The following is a 15075-nucleotide window of genomic DNA, read 5'->3' on the forward strand; positions in this document are numbered from 1 at the left end:
AACTATAGTTTGTCGACTATGAATCGTAGATATCCTTACATTAGTTATTTTAGAGGATATGTTGATAGATAAGATTTGGATCGAAGAAATTGTATTTCAAGTACAAAAAAAGAAATGGGTTAAGCATTTGATTTTTTGGAGTGTTATCGTTTTTGCATTTACGACCAGAGATAGGGTATTGGATCTCTATTCTTTATATACTTCTTTTGTTAGACAATTATGTTATTTGATCCCACAAATGATTGCTTCTTACTTTTTAGGATATTATTTGATCCCAAAATATGCTCTTTCCAACAGAAAGTTTGTTTACATCTTATTATTTGTTGTTAGTGTATATTTTACTAGTGTTTTGGGAAGAATTCTTATCGTATACCTGTCAGAAGGTTTAACAAGAACGCCGCCTTTTCCGCAAGAATCCATATGGCAGATTATGACACAATGGAAGCATCTCGTTTTAAAGTATGTTCCTCATATTTATAGTGTTGTTTTTGGTTTCCTTTTTTTGAAGTTTTTCCTGCATTACACGAACACCAAGCAAATAGCATTAAAAGCGGATAAAGAAAAGGTAGCAACCGAATTAAAGCTGCTAAAGGCACAATTAAACCCTCACTTTTTATTCAACACTTTGAATAATATTTATGTTCTGGCATTGGAAAAGTCTGATAAAACTGCGTATTCGATAGAAAAACTGTCAGAGATTTTGGATTATATTTTGTATCGATGCACAGAAAGATACACTTCGTTGGTATCAGAGGTTACGATGTTAGAGAATTATATTGCATTAGAAAAGCTGAGATATGATGATCGATTAGAAGTTACATTTGATAAACATATTGAAGAAGATATTAAAATAGCACCACTTATTCTGCTTTCGCTTGTGGAAAATGCTTTTAAACATGGAGCTGGAGAGGATAGTGGTTCTCCACGAATTGAAATATTTGTGGCATATGAAAAGAGATTATTTATATTTAATATTTCTAATACCGTAGGAACGATTCCAACAGAAGATAGACAAACCAAAATAGGACTAGCAAATATTACAAAACAACTGGATTTATTGTATACGGATCAATATGATCTGAACATAATAAATAATAAAGATGGTTTATTTTCGGTAGCGCTAAAAATAAAAATATGATGAAGATTAGGTGTTTACTCGTGGATGATGAACCTTTAGCAATACGCTTACTCGAGAATCATATTGCTAAAATAGATTCTTTGGAAGTTGTTGCTGCTTGTAATAATGCAATAAAGGCAATGGAAATATTAAAACAACAGCAAATCGATTTGTTGTTTTTAGATATAAAGATGCCAAATATCACAGGTTTAGAATTTTTAAAAACGCTAAAAACGCCACATAAGACCATCATTACTACGGCTTATAGAGAATATGCGCTAGAGGGATATGATCTCGATATTCTAGACTATTTGCTCAAACCCATTACCTTTCAGAGATTTTTTAGAGCGGTAGAACGTTATTTTAGAAGCGAGCACAAAGAGCCTTTGTCATTGAGAGATAAAACTATTACCTCAGAAGAACCTTTAGTAATTAAATCAGGGAGTAAGTATCATAAAATTAAATTAGATGAAATTACGTATATCGAGAGTTTGAGAGATTATGTTAAAATTCATATTGGTGAAAAAGAAATACAAACAAAATATAAGATCAGTGATTTTGAAGAAAAATTACAAAATAACCCATTCTTGAGAGTTCATAGATCCTTTATAATTAATACAAACAAAATTACCGCCTATACCCAAAATGATATAGATTTAGGCGTGATCGAAATTCCAATTGGGGTTAGCTATAAGGAAAAGGTGTATTCTTATCTAAAAATAAAGAAATAGTATGCTATCTGATAATTATCAATTATAATTTTACTATTGAACATACCAGAACAAACCCCTACATTTGCCCAAAAATTACGAATTGCAAAATCCAGTATCCATAACCGGAATTTCATCTATTTCTCCTTTAGGTATCTCCTCGAAAGAAATATGGAAGTTATATAAGGAATCTTCTCATTGTATTACTTTTGAAGATATGGAGGGAAATCTGGCACCAATTGCCAGATTAGATGTAGCATCCAGAGCAGCAATAGAAACACTTAGGAAGGAAAATTCTAGCTATGCATCGTTGGATGATTCTGTATTATTTGCATTATTCGCTTCTAGAAACGCTATAAAAGAGGCTGGCTGGAAAGATGATGCTAATTTTGGAGTAAATGTAGGTTCCTCTAGAGGAGCAACGGGTCTTTTTGAAAAATATCATGAAGAATTTTTAAGAAGTAATCAGTCTTCTACGCTAAGTTCTCCAACTACTACTTTAGGCAATATATCTTCCTGGATTGTACAGGATTTAGGTGCTACAGGTCCAGATATCAGTCATTCGATAACCTGTTCTACCGCCTTACATTCTATATTAAATGGAATCGCATGGTTGCAATCTGGGCTGAGTGATAAGTTTTTGGTAGGAGGAAGTGAAGCGCCGTTAACACCATTTACCATTGCTCAGATGAAAGCACTGAAGATTTATGCGGCTGCGGATACAGTAGCGTATCCTTGTCAGGCAATGAATTGGGATAAATCCAGAAATTCGATGTTTTTAGGAGAAGGAGCTGGTATTGCTTGTTTAGAAAAAGGACGTACTAAAAATGCACAAGCGTTAATTACTGGAATTGGGTATGCTACCGAGACCTTAACTCATAACATATCTATATCTACAGATGCAGATTGTTTTCAAAAATCTATGAAAATGGCATTAGGAAATACCGATGTAAAAGAAGTAGATGCTATTGTATTGCATGCTCCTGGAACTATAAAAGGAGATCAAGCAGAATTCAATGCGATTAAGCAAGTATTTGGGAAACATATTCCAGCAATGACCACAAACAAATGGAAAATAGGTCACACTTTTGGAGCTAGTGGGATTCTAAGTTTGGAATTGGCTATGCTGATGATGAAACATCAGGAATTTATTCCAGTCCCTTTTGTAAAGAATATAGGAATTCCTCAAAAATTGAATAAGATTATTGTGAATGCTGTAGGATTTGGAGGAAATGCAGTAAGTATTTTAGTAGAACTTCCATCATAAAAGAACAATAATCAACAATAGATTGTTATTAAAACTCTCGAATTTGATAAAGCTAATTTGTGTTTTTTGATTTTAAACAATTACTTTTGAAAATTCACATACCATTGATTTATGAGCGTTATTAGACACGATTGGACATCAGAAGAAATTCTAGAAATATATAATAAGCCACTAATGGAACTGCTTTATGAGGCAGCTTCTGTACATAGAGAATATCATGATCCTAATACGGTTCAGGTTTCTACCTTGTTATCTATTAAAACTGGTGGATGTCCAGAGGATTGCGGGTACTGTCCACAGGCGGCTAGATACCATACCGATATTGAGGGGAATGATTTAATGAGTGTGCAACAAGTAAAAGCACAAGCATTGCGTGCTAAAGCTTCAGGAAGTTCCAGAGTTTGTATGGGCGCAGCTTGGAGAAATGTGAAAGATGGTCCAGAATTTGATAATGTTCTCGAAATGGTTAGAACTATTAATAAACTGGAGATGGAAGTTTGTTGTACGCTTGGTATGATTACAGAAAATCAGGCACAACGATTAGCAGAAGCTGGTTTGTACGCGTACAATCATAACTTAGATACTTCAGAAGAGTATTATAAGGAAGTAATTTCTACCAGAGGTTATGAGGACCGTTTGCAAACTATTGATAATGTTCGTAAAACTAACGTTACGGTTTGTAGTGGAGGAATTATAGGAATGGGAGAAAAGACTGAAGATCGTGCCGGAATGCTGGTAGCTTTGGCAAAGTTAAATCCACAACCAGAGTCTGTGCCGATTAATGCATTGGTAGCCGTTGATGGAACTCCTATGGAAGATCAAAAACCAGTAGAGATTTGGGATATGATTAGAATGGTAGCTACTACCAGAATTGTAATGCCACAAACACAAGTAAGACTTTCTGCAGGAAGGACAGAAATGAGTAGAGAAGGACAGGCTATGTGCTTTTTTGCAGGAGCAAACTCGATATTTGCAGGCGATAAGTTGCTTACGACTCCAAATCCAGATGTTAATGAAGATATGGAGATGTTTAAGAAGTTAGGTTTAAACCCACAAAAACCTTTTGTAAAAAAGGCACAACCAGAAACTGTAGAAGCCGAAGATTCTAAATTTGAAGCTAAAGGTGAAAAACCTAAATGGTCTAGACCTGATCATGTTATAGAAAAAAATGAACTAGCGAAGCAAAAAGGAAAAGAAGCGCTACTCAATAAATAATTTGTAAAGTTGATTAACTTTGAAAATCAAGAAATTAGAATTATTTCTTAGTTAATGGGGTTAAATTTAGAGGAAATATCAAGGGTAAAAACGATTACGAAAGAAGAGTTTTTGAGAGATTATTTTATACCTCAGAAACCTGTGGTAATTGAACGTTTAATCGAAGACTGGCCTGCTTTTCAGAAATGGAATTTAGATTATATAAATGAAGTTGCTGGAGATAAAGAGGTGCCACTTTTTGATGATAGACCTATCAATTCTGAGTTTAAATTTAATGAACCTCATGCTAGCATGAAAATGAGTGCTTATGTAGATTTATTAAAGAAAAAGCCTACCAACTATAGAATTTTCCTATACAATTTATTAAAAGAAGTACCTGCGCTTCAGAAGGATTTTAAATATCCAAAGATTGGATTAAAATTCCTGAAAAAGATGCCTTTCTTATTTTTTGGAGGAGGAGGCTCTAAAGTGTTTATGCATTATGATATCGACCTTGCCAATATATTCCACTTTCATTTTCATGGAGAAAAACAATGTATTTTGTTTCCTCCTTCCGAAACGAAATATATGTATAAGGTACCACATGCATTGATATCTCATCAAGAAATTGATTTTTCGAATCCAGATTTTGAAAAATGGCCTGCTCTTAAGAAGGCGAAAGGATATATTACATACTTAAGTCATGGAGAAACACTATACATGCCAGAAGGTTATTGGCATCATATGACATATCTGACTCCTGGTTTTTCTATGAGTATTCGCTCTGTGCCTAAAAAGCTAAGTAATTTTATGCAAGCTACTTATAATGTGTTTTTTATGCGCCATTTTGATAATTTTATGCGAAGCAGAAAAGGTCAAAAATGGATGGATTATAAAAATAATAAAGCAATCAGTAGAACAAATTCGTTGTTGAAATAAACTCTTTTACATACTTTCCTTTTTTTAAATAAGGTATTTCCGTAATATCTGATTATCAGCTCATAACACTACGTTAAAATATTTTTTTCCGACCTTTTTTTTAATAGTTTTAAGAGGGAAAATACCTCTTTTATTTCCTTGATTGACCTGTTCTACCAAAACTTTAAAATTTAAGATAGGTTATATTATGGGCAAACAAATTTTGGAAGTGTTGATTATTGATAGTAATCAAATATTAGTGGAGGGATATAAAAGTATTCTAGCTAATTCCTCTAAATCGTCTTATTCTTTCTCCGTTCAGGTTATTGAAGAAATAAATGATAGCTGGTTTAAAAAAGCTTCAAATATGAATCGTTGGGATGTTGTTTTGATAGAATTTAATCTTACTAGCAAAATAACGATAGCCAATAGTTTGATCGAAAATTTTCTTCTTAAAATTAAAAAAATCTCACATCGAACTAAGGTTTTAATTGTAACTAAAACTACCGACCGATATAAAATCTACAATTATATTAAGAAGATAAATCCCGAAGGTTTTTTATTAAAATCAGAAGTAGATCCAGATATTCTTTTTCAAGCAATACATAATATCATAAATGGTAATAAATACTATAGTTCTTCTATCATACAAATTTTACAACTTCAGTTACAGTTACGCCTTGATATAGACGATATAGACCGTAGTATTCTTCATAACCTATCCAAAGGTGTTAAAACAAAAGATCTGGTAAAAATAGTTCCATTATCTCTGGCTGGAATCGAAAAACGAAAGAGAAGATTAAGAGATTTACTTAAGGTGGAAGCGAAAAATCAAAAACTATTAATTGAAAAAGCCTCAGATTTAGGAATCATATAGGAGTTGCTAACCTTCCTTTTTTTATCGCAGAACCTTACTTTTTGTAAAGGAAAATGTATGCAAATTAAATATCCTCTATTGTAGCTTAGTCTAAGATTTGTGCAAATCATCTTAACTCTGATTTTTTTCAGATAATATTAACTTTTAAAACTTTTAAAATCATGAAAAACTTATTTTTCGCATTTGCATTCTTGTTTTCTACCTTTTTTATGACAACTGCTGCTACTGAGCTTAATGCCATTGAAAATGAAACTTATGTAGAACAAACAGTTGAGGAAGAAGATATCTGTATCTTAATTATAGAAACTGATACCGAGGTTCTGATAGCAGTTTTTGAATGCTAGTTTAAATTCTTTTGACATGTTTTAAGACTACTTATAGGTATTGTAAGTAGTCTTATAGCTTTATATAAATTCCACAAACCTTCTAACAACTTAGCAGATAGGTTTGATAATTATAAAAAAATTATACAAATGAAAATCATACATAATTTAAGTTTCATTTTTATATTTTTCATAACTTCTACTATAACAAGTCAGACATACGAGGTGACCTATATAGAAAGTAAGAATATTGAAAGCAAGCTTAAAAAAATTAAAGATCCATTATTAAAAGCTAAAATTAAATCTCAACTGAAAGCTTCTGGAAAATTTGTATTGACTGCATATAATAAGCAGTCCCTTTATGAAGCTACTGAACAAATGGCTACTGCTGAGGTTCAGAATAATATCAAAGTTATTTCCATACGATCAAAGAAAAGTAAGGTATTCAAGAATTTAAAGAGTAATACTTATTTAGAAGAAACAAGTATTTTGGAAGATGAATATTTAATATCAGATGTACTTCCTGAAATTCAATGGGAATTGACAAACGATCGTAAAAAAGTGGGTGGATATAATTGTAAAAAAGCTTTAGGTCAGTTTCATGGAAGATCTATAGAGGCTTGGTATACAGTAGAAATTCCCATCTCGGATGGTCCTTACATATATCAAGGTTTACCAGGTTTAATATTAGAGTTGCATACACCATACAAATCATTTACTACCGAAAATATAGAAATTGGTAGCACTCCTGTAAAATTTCAAAAGTTATCAATTGGAAAAAAAGTGACTCGTAATGATTTTGCCGTAGTAGAAAAGAAGAAAATTAAGGAAATGACATTACATGCAACAACCAAAATGTAAAGATTAAGTCATTTATAATACCTATGGTTATTGATTCAATAATTCCGTTACCTTATCAAAAACTAGTTGATTTTCCCAACCGCGATAGAGAAGATAATCAATTAGTTTTTTTCTTTTTTTGTAGTTATCTGTTACGGTGATGGATTCGAATTTTTTTTCTGCAATGTTATGAAATGTTTCCAGGTATTCATTTTCTGGAATTTCTTGTAGTGCTTTTTTGATGCAGTATTCAGAGATTTGCCTGAACTTTAATTCTCTAGTAATACGCTGCTTCCCCCATTTTTTGATTCTAAATTTTCCTCTGGCAAAACTCTTTGCAAATCGCTCTTCATTTAGAAAATTGTGTTCTATAAGATGAAGGATAATTTTTTCTTTTGCTTCGGGAATTAATTTCATGGTTGATAATTTCTCCGAAATATCTTTATGGCAACGATCTTGATAAGCGCAATAGTGTTCCATCTTTTTGATGGCTTCAGTAACGGTAATAGATTCAGGTGTTTTTTGATACATCGCCGTAAAAATACATAATCAAGAATTATATATTAAGTAATAACATTTTATTTGTAACCAGATCTTTTTTAGACGCTTTGTGTTTTAGTAAAAAGGTTTTGATTTTCTTCTGATAGGGTTTCCCTTCAAAACTTTGTAATAAATTTCTTCTACTTAACTTTTGAAGGTCTAATGGCAAGTGTTTTGCTTTGAAGTAATAGGTGTTAAAGATGTGCCAGTCAGGTAAAAATCTATTTATCTCCTTATAAATATGGATGATTCCATTACTTCCAATGAATTCACAAAATTTTCCATTAGGTAAAATACTAAAATAAAAAGGATCAATTTCTTCACTTTGTACTTCCGAAGTGATAATTTTTTTTACCTCATTGAGATTCAATGGACCATTTGTATAATAGAGTAAAACTTCGATTTTATGAATAAGACTGAAACTATCTATTTTAGACATTCCTTCAAAATTTTTAAGTATGTCATATAGCATTTTTTGGTGTTTATTTTCCATAGAGTATAGGCAGTTAGAATTTAAATAAACAGGGAATAGCAATTCCTTCTATCATGTGATAGAAGGAATTTTAGTTAAAGCAGAATGTCAGCTGCTATCTACTATCCGAAGATAGTATCTGGATCAGGGAATGTTGGTCCTGTAGATGGTCCGATAACGATAATTGGATCAGGAAAACCAGGAATCTGAGTACATCCTCCTCCATTACCATCATCCATTACTCCTGGATTGTGAGTTCCACCATTGATCGTATTAATTTCTAAAGCTGTTAATGTTACCATTTTTTGATTTTTTAAATTTTTCATCGGATATGTATTTTAGTATGTAATTATTAATGGATTAAAAGTTAAATCCTGTAGTATTTGCTGTTTCGAAATCAGAAGTAGTATTTTCTGTAATTAAATCGTCAAAACGATTTATTGGATCTCCAAAAGGTACAATTTCTATTTCTGCTACTGTAGCATTAGATCCGGTTTGTAGTGAAATAGCTCCTCCGTTGTAATTTTCTAATTCTTGTGTACTTAATAAAGTAATGTTTAAATTTTCCATGATGTGCTGTTTTAATTTATTTTAATAAATGATACTGTGCAATTGCTTTTACAGTACAATAATATAAGCTTGTAGTCTCATTATTTGAGACCCTTGATTTTTTGTTTGTTTTTTTAAAGAATTTCTTCTTAGGTATTTAAAAAAATATGATAAATACAAAAGGTGAACTTTACTCACTAAGTTCACCTTTTGTTTATTGATGTTGCGCCCATACGGACTTGCCAGGTTCGACAAAATACTCAACAAATATGCCTGGCTATATTTTCTAAAAAGATAGGTTTGTCTCTACTATCCGAAGATAGAATCCCACGCGCTTTCTAATCCATCTATAATAGTTTCAGCGGCATCGGTTAATGCATCAACAGCTATTTCTACTACTTCTCCGAAATCTACAGATGATCCACTTGATCCGCCACTTCCCCATAAATAACCATGGTTTCCGCCATCTGTTGTAGTTACTTCTTTATAATTCAATTCTACTACGCCTAAATTTTTTAAATTTTTCATTGCTATTATTTTAATTATAAGGTAAAAGTATTGTTTGCGAGCCTTATTATTTGAGCTCTTTTGATGATTGATATTGCATCCTTACGGACTTGCCAGTTTCGACAAAATACTCAACAAGATATTTCAGCTCTATTTTTCTAAAAAGATAGGTTTGTCTCTACTATCCGAAGATAGAATTCCAAGTATCTTTAATAACTTCGGTAGCTTCCGTAAATAATTCTACAGTAATTTCTATATTCATTTGTACTGATTCTGCGAAACCTATGGAAGATCCACCAGATGATTCACTATTAATTGCCCATAAGTAACCGTTATTTCCACCATCTATTGTTTCTATTTCTATGTTATTCAGTTCTACTATCCTTAAGTTTTCTAAATTTTTCATTGCTGTTATTTTAATTATAAGGTAAAAGTATTGTTAACGAGTCTCAATTTTCGAGGCTGATAAAAAGATTTTTATCCTTCTCTATAACGAGTAATATCATCTATTACTTCATCGATAACTTCTTGGATCTTATCTACTACCAAATCTTCAAGGGCATCTAAAGCGTCTGTAAACCAGTTGCCTCCTTGGATCGTAATGATTTCTGTTCGGGTTAATTCTTCCATGTTACTGTTTTCTAAATTTTTCATTGATTTCTTTATTTTTAAAATTGTTTGTTTGTATGGTGGCGTATGTATGTAAGTATACCTTCTCTTCATAAAAGTGTATATTTTACTATTAGATGATTGATATAGATAATATCCCTGTGTTTAGAGGTATTCTCTTTTTGATTTGATGATCAGGGAGATATTAATGAAGCACCCAGCGCATAACGCCTAAGTATATAAAAGGAATAAAATTATTAATAGTATGCATCATATAGGATTTACCGATTCCATATTTATATGCTATATATCCTAGATACAGTCCTCCCGTAAGTCTAGGGACGAGTTTTAGATAGGTCTCTAGATCTCGAGTATCGTAATTAGTGATGTGAATAACAGCAAATATGATAGCCGATAGCACAATTAGTAATACCGTATGATTCTCTATTATAAAATGTATTTTGTGTCTTGCTGTTGTACTAATTAGATAGACGGTTCCAATTGTTATCATACTACATATGAGTATATAACTTTTTATATCAAATTTCATGAATATACAGATAAACAGGATAATACTGATAAGTGTTGGGTAGATATAAAAATTTGATTTCGGTAACATAAATATACCTCTAAAACAGAATTCTTCAAGGATTGGAATCACAAAGACAAAGCTGATAAAGGTGCCTATATTAAAATAGGAAAGTTCACTTTCATCAAAAATGGGTTTATCGAAAATATAGTATTTTACTAATAAAAATGCTACATTAAAACCCATTACGATAATAAATAAGTACACAAAGTCAAAAGTTTCTTTTTTATGTGTAAGTGATATCCATCCCATATCTATTTCTCTATTGTATATATAAAACTATCCTTCACAGCTGCATTCGCCGTATGAATTCCATCCATCTACCAATCGGTCTACAAAATCATCAAAAGCATCTGCAATTCCAAGTGGATCCATATCTCCTATAAGATCATCAAATATACTACCTCCAATAATTACGTATATTTCTTCTAGTTTTAGTTCCTGCATAATGATATGTTTTGTGAAAGTTATTATATAAACCTTCCCTATAAAAGGGAAGGTTTATAACTTGATGGAATGATCAATTAGTCAAACCAGCTCATTACTTCGTCATAAGCAGCTTCAGCTTTCTCAGCTACCCAGTTTGCAGCTGTACATACACCGTCAACTACTGCATGAGCTGCGTATCCTATATCTTCTACAAGACCTCCACCGTTAATTTCGATTAATTCTTTTTCGCTTAAACCTTTGAATGAATTTAAATTTTCCATGTTTTTTATATTTATTTTATTTGTTATTAATAATTATGATTTTTTTATTCTCCTCCACAAGAACACTCTCCGTAAGAATCCCATCCATCAGCTAGTCTTTCTTTAAATCTATCCCATCCTGCGTCGATTCTCTCTAAAGCATCAAGGATATCAGTGAAGATCCCGTCTCCTCCGTCAATTTGAGTAGTTTCTAATACGCTTAATTCCTGAACTCCGTAAGTTTCTAAATTTGTCATTTTATTTATTTTTATAATTAATATTTGTATGTTGTGTCAAACTCGTTTGGTGCACCTGTTTCGCTTTGACAATGTAAAAGTAGGTTTAGGGAGTCTCATTAATTGAGAGTGTCTTTTTAAAAATGTTAAATTTTGTTAATATGATTCTTTTTGTGCGAAAATTGAAAGCTGTTTTCTTCTTCAATAAAGTGAATCAATTAAAGAAGCTTTTTTGTCTAGAAAATAAAATGAATTCCAAACACTACTTTTTTGCTAAGTCTGAACCCTATCTTTTACAAACATTTCTTCTTTGTATTATATTATTTCTTTTGGATCATTTTTATTTATTTTAAAAAATTATCAAACTTTATAATTAAACCATATTGATGTTGGTATTTGCAGATATAAAATCGAAAAAATATAATACCTTAGAAGAAATTGGTGATTTCCCTATAATTGGAACAATTTTTATTTTATTATTCAGTACATTCCCTAGTTTTATTTTACTTTTTTTCGATCTTCCTAAAGAATATGAGACTCCTATCTTTTACTATATATCTTCTCTGTGGTGTTTTATTCTTTATAGGTTAGAAATTTACATTAAGCTTTTTTTTGTTCCGGCTTGGGTTCTATTCTTTGTTTTGGGTGTCATAATAGGATACTCTAATTACTATGGTTAAGCACAGAATAAAGATCTAGAACTGTTTTCACTAATAAACTGAAGAATTAAAACCGCAGATACATATTCTTACTATGGGATTTGCTTTGTAACTAAAAAGATAGAAGATGGTATATTATTAGACGCTTGCTTATATGTATTTTGTAATTTTTCATATTGTTAGAAATAAAAAAAGGAGCTGTATACATACAAACTCCCCTTTTACGAATCAAACTCAACAATTTTTAAAACCAGTCTGGTATATCTTCTTCTAAAGGTATGTGATAATCCTCTGAGTATACCATTACATCTGAAATGATGGATTGTAATTCTGGATCATTTATATTTTCAAACCTATACTTCTTTTTAGTGCTATTTTCTTTTGTGTACTTTTTCATTAGTAATAAGATTAGGTTATACAATTTGTAAATATGGATAGTTAAAAGCAGGTTCTACCAAAACTCTCTGAAAGCTACCTCCACTAATTTCTAATACTTCTTCTCCTTGCAGATCTCTTGTATAGAATCCGAATCTAAAGCTTACTTGTTCTTCATACACATAACTTTGTAAACCAATATCAAATATGATAGGAGCATTCAATCGTTTCATTACTTCAAATATTCTAAATAATGAAGCCTTAGAAATGTCTAATCTTCTCGCCAGCTGTTGTGGGTTACCAGTAGCTTGCATTCGGATAAGGCGATCTAATCGTTCTATTAATTCTATTTGTCTTTCAATTTTTGTCATGATTCGAGTGTTTTTTGATTAAAATTTTATGTATACTAACAGTTGCTAGGCAACAGCTTCAATTTTATTGATATAATCTAGTGCTGGCATCTGCTGTTGCCATAGTTGATAATATTTTTCTTTACGGCCATAAAGTTCCTGATGATTTCCTTCTTCTAATACTTCACCTTTTTCTAAAACCACAATTTTATCAGCATCAATAACTGTACTCAGTCGATGCGCAATCACAATAATTGTTTTGTTTTCTGCACGTAAGTTTTGTATAGTTTTTTGGATGTAATTTTCTGAGGCGCTATCCAGAGAAGAAGTAGCTTCGTCCAATACCAGTATTTCAGGTTTTTTGTATAAGGCTCTGGCAATAGCAATACGTTGTTTTTGCCCGCCAGATAATGACGCACCATTTTCGCCTAAATAAGTATTAAATCCATTGGGTAGTGCTTCGATAAACTCCAGAATCCCTATATCTTTACAGATAGTAATGATCTCATCCATATTAGGATTGTATTCTCCTATAGCAATATTTTCGATAACATTACCAGCAAATAGATCTATTTTTTGTGGTACTACACTAACAATGTTTCTAAGACTATCGTTAGTAATATATCTTAGATCTTTATCTCCAATACTAATAATACCATTGCGAATTGGATAGATGTTTTGTAATAATGACATTAATGTAGATTTTCCAGATCCACTCTCACCCACAATTGCAGTCAATTCTCCCTGACGAATAGTAAGATTAAACTTTTTGAAAACTTCTTTTCTACTTCCGTATCTAAAGGCAACATCGGTAAAAGAAATATCGCCCACCGATTCTTTACGAAGTGCCATTTTATTTTCAGATTCTTCACGCTCTAGATCCATGATTTCAAAAAGACGATCGGCAGCAATCAATGCGTTCTGTATCTGTTTATTTGCCCCTACCAAGCTAGCAACTGGCCCTGTAAAATACCCAACAATTGCGTAAAAAGACATTAATTCTCCAGCGGTAATCTCTCTATCGATAACAAAGAAAGAGCCAGACCATAATAAGATAATGACGAATAATTGTGCTACAATACCAGTAGAAGTTCCTGAGAATACAGAGTTAAGAGCAGATTTATATCCACTTTGTAACAAGCTCACAAATCGAGTTTCTGTTTTGATATTGGCAAAGTCTTCTAATCCAAATCGTTTGATGGTGCCTACAGAGTTTAAGGATTCTACTAACTGACTTTGTAGGTCAGCACCTTTTTCCATCACTTTACGTTCTGCTTTTTTATTCAGCTTGTTCATGATGAAATAGATACCTGCATACAAAGGAATCACACAAAGCATAATTAATGCAAGTTTCCAGTAATAGAAGAACATCAACCCAAAAGAGAAGAATAAGATCATTACATTTACAGTAAGTGATAATGCTACGCCATTGATAAAGCTTCTGATTTTTACAGCATCTCCAATTCTAGATGTAATTTCACCTACTCTCATGGTGTCAAAAAACTGTTGAGGTAGTTTTAATAAGTGTTTGTAATATCCTAATATTAATCGGGTATCGATTTGCTGACCCGTTTTGATCAAAAACACATCTTTATAAACTCCAATCACAAACTTTAGAGCTAATAATCCAATCATAATCACTCCAAGTAAGTTAAGCAGTTTCGTATTTCCACCGACCAATACATAATCCGTGATTTTCTGAATAAAAATAGAAGTAGAAAATCCTAGTAAGGTATATACAATGGCTCCAACTAGTGCTTGTAATACAACCAAACGATGTGGTTTTAATAGGAACCAAAAGCGTTTATAGGAAGAGATTTTTTCATTTCCTTGTTCGAAACTTTCATTTGGCGCTAGTAATACCAATACTCCAGTCCATTCTTTCTTAAACTCTTCGTATGATTTTTTATGCATTTTACCATCGCCAGGATCCATAATTGTAATGTGATTTTTGGTCACCTCATAGATGACTACAAAATGTTGTAGTTTCCCTCTCACGATCACATGGGCAATTGATGGTTTTGGAATTTTGGATAAGCTATCAAAATCTCCACGAACACCTTTAGCTGTAAAACCAATTTTTTGTGCAGCTTCCATCAATCCTAAGATATTGGTGCCTTTTTTATCGGTGCTGGCATATTGACGTATCCTAGCAATAGGTAGTTTTAATTTATAATGCGCAGAAATAGATGCCAAGCAAGCAGCACCACAGTCTGTAATGTCATGTTGTTTTATTTTTATTTTAGCCATGATA

General features: G+C 32.0%; 22 protein-coding genes. 8 read left to right on the forward strand and 14 right to left on the reverse strand.

Annotation, left to right across the window (positions count from 1 at the left end; translation table 11 throughout):
• Nucleotides 1-58: 58 nt before the first annotated feature.
• The 8 genes from Q1A73_RS10130 (at nucleotide 59) to Q1A73_RS10165 (ending at nucleotide 7267) form a co-directional block, all read left to right on the forward strand.
• Entirely contained in the window at nucleotides 59-1138 is a 1080-nt protein-coding gene (locus tag Q1A73_RS10130) for a histidine kinase (RefSeq protein WP_299604936.1), read from the forward strand.
• Nucleotides 1135-1848 carry a LytTR family DNA-binding domain-containing protein gene (locus Q1A73_RS10135; RefSeq protein ID WP_299604938.1) on the forward strand — a complete coding sequence of 238 codons (714 nt, stop codon included), beginning with the start codon at nucleotides 1135-1137 and terminating at the stop codon, nucleotides 1846-1848. The genes Q1A73_RS10130 and Q1A73_RS10135 overlap by 4 nt, the downstream gene beginning before the upstream one ends.
• Before the next feature lie 82 nt (nucleotides 1849-1930).
• A complete protein-coding gene (locus Q1A73_RS10140; RefSeq protein ID WP_299606338.1) occupies nucleotides 1931-3094 on the forward strand; it encodes a beta-ketoacyl synthase N-terminal-like domain-containing protein in 1164 nt (387 codons plus the stop codon).
• 111 nt (nucleotides 3095-3205) lie between these two features.
• Nucleotides 3206-4309 (forward strand): biotin synthase BioB, encoded by a 1104-nt coding sequence (bioB, locus tag Q1A73_RS10145; protein ID WP_299604940.1) that lies wholly within the window; start codon nucleotides 3206-3208, stop codon nucleotides 4307-4309.
• A 54-nt stretch (nucleotides 4310-4363) separates the two neighbouring features.
• Nucleotides 4364-5227, forward strand: a complete 864-nt coding sequence (locus Q1A73_RS10150; RefSeq protein ID WP_299604942.1) for a cupin-like domain-containing protein — start codon at nucleotides 4364-4366, stop codon at nucleotides 5225-5227.
• 187 nt (nucleotides 5228-5414) lie between these two features.
• Nucleotides 5415-6083 (forward strand): hypothetical protein, encoded by a 669-nt coding sequence (locus tag Q1A73_RS10155; RefSeq protein ID WP_299604944.1) that lies wholly within the window; start codon nucleotides 5415-5417, stop codon nucleotides 6081-6083.
• Between the two features lie 161 nt (nucleotides 6084-6244).
• Nucleotides 6245-6427 carry a hypothetical protein gene (locus Q1A73_RS10160; RefSeq protein WP_299604959.1) on the forward strand — a complete coding sequence of 61 codons (183 nt, stop codon included), beginning with the start codon at nucleotides 6245-6247 and terminating at the stop codon, nucleotides 6425-6427.
• 129 nt (nucleotides 6428-6556) lie between these two features.
• The gene (locus Q1A73_RS10165) at nucleotides 6557-7267 is read left to right on the forward strand and encodes a GLPGLI family protein (protein WP_299604961.1); all 711 of its coding nucleotides are present in this window, start codon (nucleotides 6557-6559) and stop codon (nucleotides 7265-7267) included.
• Between the two features lie 27 nt (nucleotides 7268-7294).
• On the opposite strand, the gene Q1A73_RS10170 is transcribed toward Q1A73_RS10165, so the two are convergent.
• From Q1A73_RS10170 to Q1A73_RS10235, 14 genes are all read right to left on the reverse strand, one after another.
• Entirely contained in the window at nucleotides 7295-7726 is a 432-nt protein-coding gene (locus Q1A73_RS10170) for a regulatory protein RecX (RefSeq protein ID WP_299604963.1), read from the reverse strand.
• Nucleotides 7727-7802: 76 nt separating this feature from the next.
• Nucleotides 7803-8258, reverse strand: coding sequence for a hypothetical protein (locus tag Q1A73_RS10175; RefSeq protein WP_299604965.1), 456 nt, complete (start codon nucleotides 8256-8258; stop codon nucleotides 7803-7805).
• 122 nt (nucleotides 8259-8380) lie between these two features.
• Nucleotides 8381-8584, reverse strand: a complete 204-nt coding sequence (locus tag Q1A73_RS10180) for a hypothetical protein (RefSeq protein ID WP_299604967.1) — start codon at nucleotides 8582-8584, stop codon at nucleotides 8381-8383.
• A 34-nt stretch (nucleotides 8585-8618) separates the two neighbouring features.
• The gene (locus Q1A73_RS10185) at nucleotides 8619-8828 is read right to left on the reverse strand and encodes a hypothetical protein (RefSeq protein WP_299604968.1); all 210 of its coding nucleotides are present in this window, start codon (nucleotides 8826-8828) and stop codon (nucleotides 8619-8621) included.
• Between the two features lie 288 nt (nucleotides 8829-9116).
• The gene (locus Q1A73_RS10190; RefSeq protein WP_299604969.1) at nucleotides 9117-9335 is read right to left on the reverse strand and encodes a hypothetical protein; all 219 of its coding nucleotides are present in this window, start codon (nucleotides 9333-9335) and stop codon (nucleotides 9117-9119) included.
• A 160-nt stretch (nucleotides 9336-9495) separates the two neighbouring features.
• Nucleotides 9496-9720, reverse strand: a complete 225-nt coding sequence (locus tag Q1A73_RS10195; protein ID WP_299604970.1) for a hypothetical protein — start codon at nucleotides 9718-9720, stop codon at nucleotides 9496-9498.
• A 71-nt stretch (nucleotides 9721-9791) separates the two neighbouring features.
• Nucleotides 9792-9968 carry a hypothetical protein gene (locus Q1A73_RS10200; protein WP_299604971.1) on the reverse strand — a complete coding sequence of 59 codons (177 nt, stop codon included), beginning with the start codon at nucleotides 9966-9968 and terminating at the stop codon, nucleotides 9792-9794.
• A 160-nt stretch (nucleotides 9969-10128) separates the two neighbouring features.
• Nucleotides 10129-10434 (reverse strand): CPBP family glutamic-type intramembrane protease, encoded by a 306-nt coding sequence (locus Q1A73_RS24585; RefSeq protein ID WP_366141449.1) that lies wholly within the window; start codon nucleotides 10432-10434, stop codon nucleotides 10129-10131.
• A gap of 357 nt (nucleotides 10435-10791) precedes the next feature.
• Entirely contained in the window at nucleotides 10792-10959 is a 168-nt protein-coding gene (locus Q1A73_RS10210; RefSeq protein ID WP_299604972.1) for a hypothetical protein, read from the reverse strand.
• Nucleotides 10960-11036: 77 nt separating this feature from the next.
• Complete coding sequence (locus Q1A73_RS10215; protein ID WP_299604973.1) at nucleotides 11037-11222, reverse strand: bacteriocin; 186 nt, start codon at nucleotides 11220-11222, stop codon at nucleotides 11037-11039.
• A 44-nt stretch (nucleotides 11223-11266) separates the two neighbouring features.
• Nucleotides 11267-11458, reverse strand: coding sequence for a hypothetical protein (locus Q1A73_RS10220; RefSeq protein WP_299604974.1), 192 nt, complete (start codon nucleotides 11456-11458; stop codon nucleotides 11267-11269).
• 882 nt (nucleotides 11459-12340) lie between these two features.
• Nucleotides 12341-12493, reverse strand: a complete 153-nt coding sequence (locus Q1A73_RS10225; protein WP_299604975.1) for a hypothetical protein — start codon at nucleotides 12491-12493, stop codon at nucleotides 12341-12343.
• A 16-nt stretch (nucleotides 12494-12509) separates the two neighbouring features.
• On the reverse strand, nucleotides 12510-12842 hold the full coding sequence (locus Q1A73_RS10230; RefSeq protein WP_299604976.1) for a hypothetical protein: 333 nt from the start codon (nucleotides 12840-12842) through the stop codon (nucleotides 12510-12512).
• A gap of 45 nt (nucleotides 12843-12887) precedes the next feature.
• The gene (locus Q1A73_RS10235; RefSeq protein WP_299604977.1) at nucleotides 12888-15071 is read right to left on the reverse strand and encodes a peptidase domain-containing ABC transporter; all 2184 of its coding nucleotides are present in this window, start codon (nucleotides 15069-15071) and stop codon (nucleotides 12888-12890) included.
• Nucleotides 15072-15075 lie beyond the last annotated feature (4 nt).

Source organism: uncultured Aquimarina sp., from assembly GCF_947492115.1.
Lineage (GTDB): Bacteria > Bacteroidota > Bacteroidia > Flavobacteriales > Flavobacteriaceae > Aquimarina.

Excerpts from the sequence above, each read along its gene's own strand:
- Q1A73_RS10230 (WP_299604976.1), bottom strand. The coding sequence starts at position 12,842 with ATGACAAAAATTGAAAGACAAATAGAATTAATAGAACGATTAGATCGC.
- Q1A73_RS10195 (WP_299604970.1), bottom strand. The coding sequence starts at position 9,720 with ATGAAAAATTTAGAAAACTTAAGGATAGTAGAACTGAATAACATAGAA.
- Q1A73_RS24585 (WP_366141449.1), bottom strand. The coding sequence starts at position 10,434 with ATGATAACAATTGGAACCGTCTATCTAATTAGTACAACAGCAAGACAC.
- Q1A73_RS10215 (WP_299604973.1), bottom strand. The coding sequence starts at position 11,222 with ATGGAAAATTTAAATTCATTCAAAGGTTTAAGCGAAAAAGAATTAATC.
- Q1A73_RS10135 (WP_299604938.1), top strand. The coding sequence starts at position 1,135 with ATGATGAAGATTAGGTGTTTACTCGTGGATGATGAACCTTTAGCAATA.
- Q1A73_RS10185 (WP_299604968.1), bottom strand. The coding sequence starts at position 8,828 with ATGGAAAATTTAAACATTACTTTATTAAGTACACAAGAATTAGAAAAT.
- Q1A73_RS10150 (WP_299604942.1), top strand. The coding sequence starts at position 4,364 with ATGGGGTTAAATTTAGAGGAAATATCAAGGGTAAAAACGATTACGAAA.
- Q1A73_RS10155 (WP_299604944.1), top strand. The coding sequence starts at position 5,415 with ATGGGCAAACAAATTTTGGAAGTGTTGATTATTGATAGTAATCAAATA.
- Q1A73_RS10165 (WP_299604961.1), top strand. The coding sequence starts at position 6,557 with ATGAAAATCATACATAATTTAAGTTTCATTTTTATATTTTTCATAACT.
- Q1A73_RS10190 (WP_299604969.1), bottom strand. The coding sequence starts at position 9,335 with ATGAAAAATTTAAAAAATTTAGGCGTAGTAGAATTGAATTATAAAGAA.
- Q1A73_RS10210 (WP_299604972.1), bottom strand. The coding sequence starts at position 10,959 with ATGCAGGAACTAAAACTAGAAGAAATATACGTAATTATTGGAGGTAGT.
- Q1A73_RS10225 (WP_299604975.1), bottom strand. The coding sequence starts at position 12,493 with ATGAAAAAGTACACAAAAGAAAATAGCACTAAAAAGAAGTATAGGTTT.
- Q1A73_RS10170 (WP_299604963.1), bottom strand. The coding sequence starts at position 7,726 with ATGGAACACTATTGCGCTTATCAAGATCGTTGCCATAAAGATATTTCG.
- Q1A73_RS10220 (WP_299604974.1), bottom strand. The coding sequence starts at position 11,458 with ATGACAAATTTAGAAACTTACGGAGTTCAGGAATTAAGCGTATTAGAA.
- Q1A73_RS10200 (WP_299604971.1), bottom strand. The coding sequence starts at position 9,968 with ATGAAAAATTTAGAAAACAGTAACATGGAAGAATTAACCCGAACAGAA.
- Q1A73_RS10175 (WP_299604965.1), bottom strand. The coding sequence starts at position 8,258 with ATGCTATATGACATACTTAAAAATTTTGAAGGAATGTCTAAAATAGAT.
- Q1A73_RS10180 (WP_299604967.1), bottom strand. The coding sequence starts at position 8,584 with ATGAAAAATTTAAAAAATCAAAAAATGGTAACATTAACAGCTTTAGAA.
- Q1A73_RS10235 (WP_299604977.1), bottom strand. The coding sequence starts at position 15,071 with ATGGCTAAAATAAAAATAAAACAACATGACATTACAGACTGTGGTGCT.
- Q1A73_RS10130 (WP_299604936.1), top strand. The coding sequence starts at position 59 with ATGTTGATAGATAAGATTTGGATCGAAGAAATTGTATTTCAAGTACAA.
- bioB (WP_299604940.1), top strand. The coding sequence starts at position 3,206 with ATGAGCGTTATTAGACACGATTGGACATCAGAAGAAATTCTAGAAATA.
- Q1A73_RS10160 (WP_299604959.1), top strand. The coding sequence starts at position 6,245 with ATGAAAAACTTATTTTTCGCATTTGCATTCTTGTTTTCTACCTTTTTT.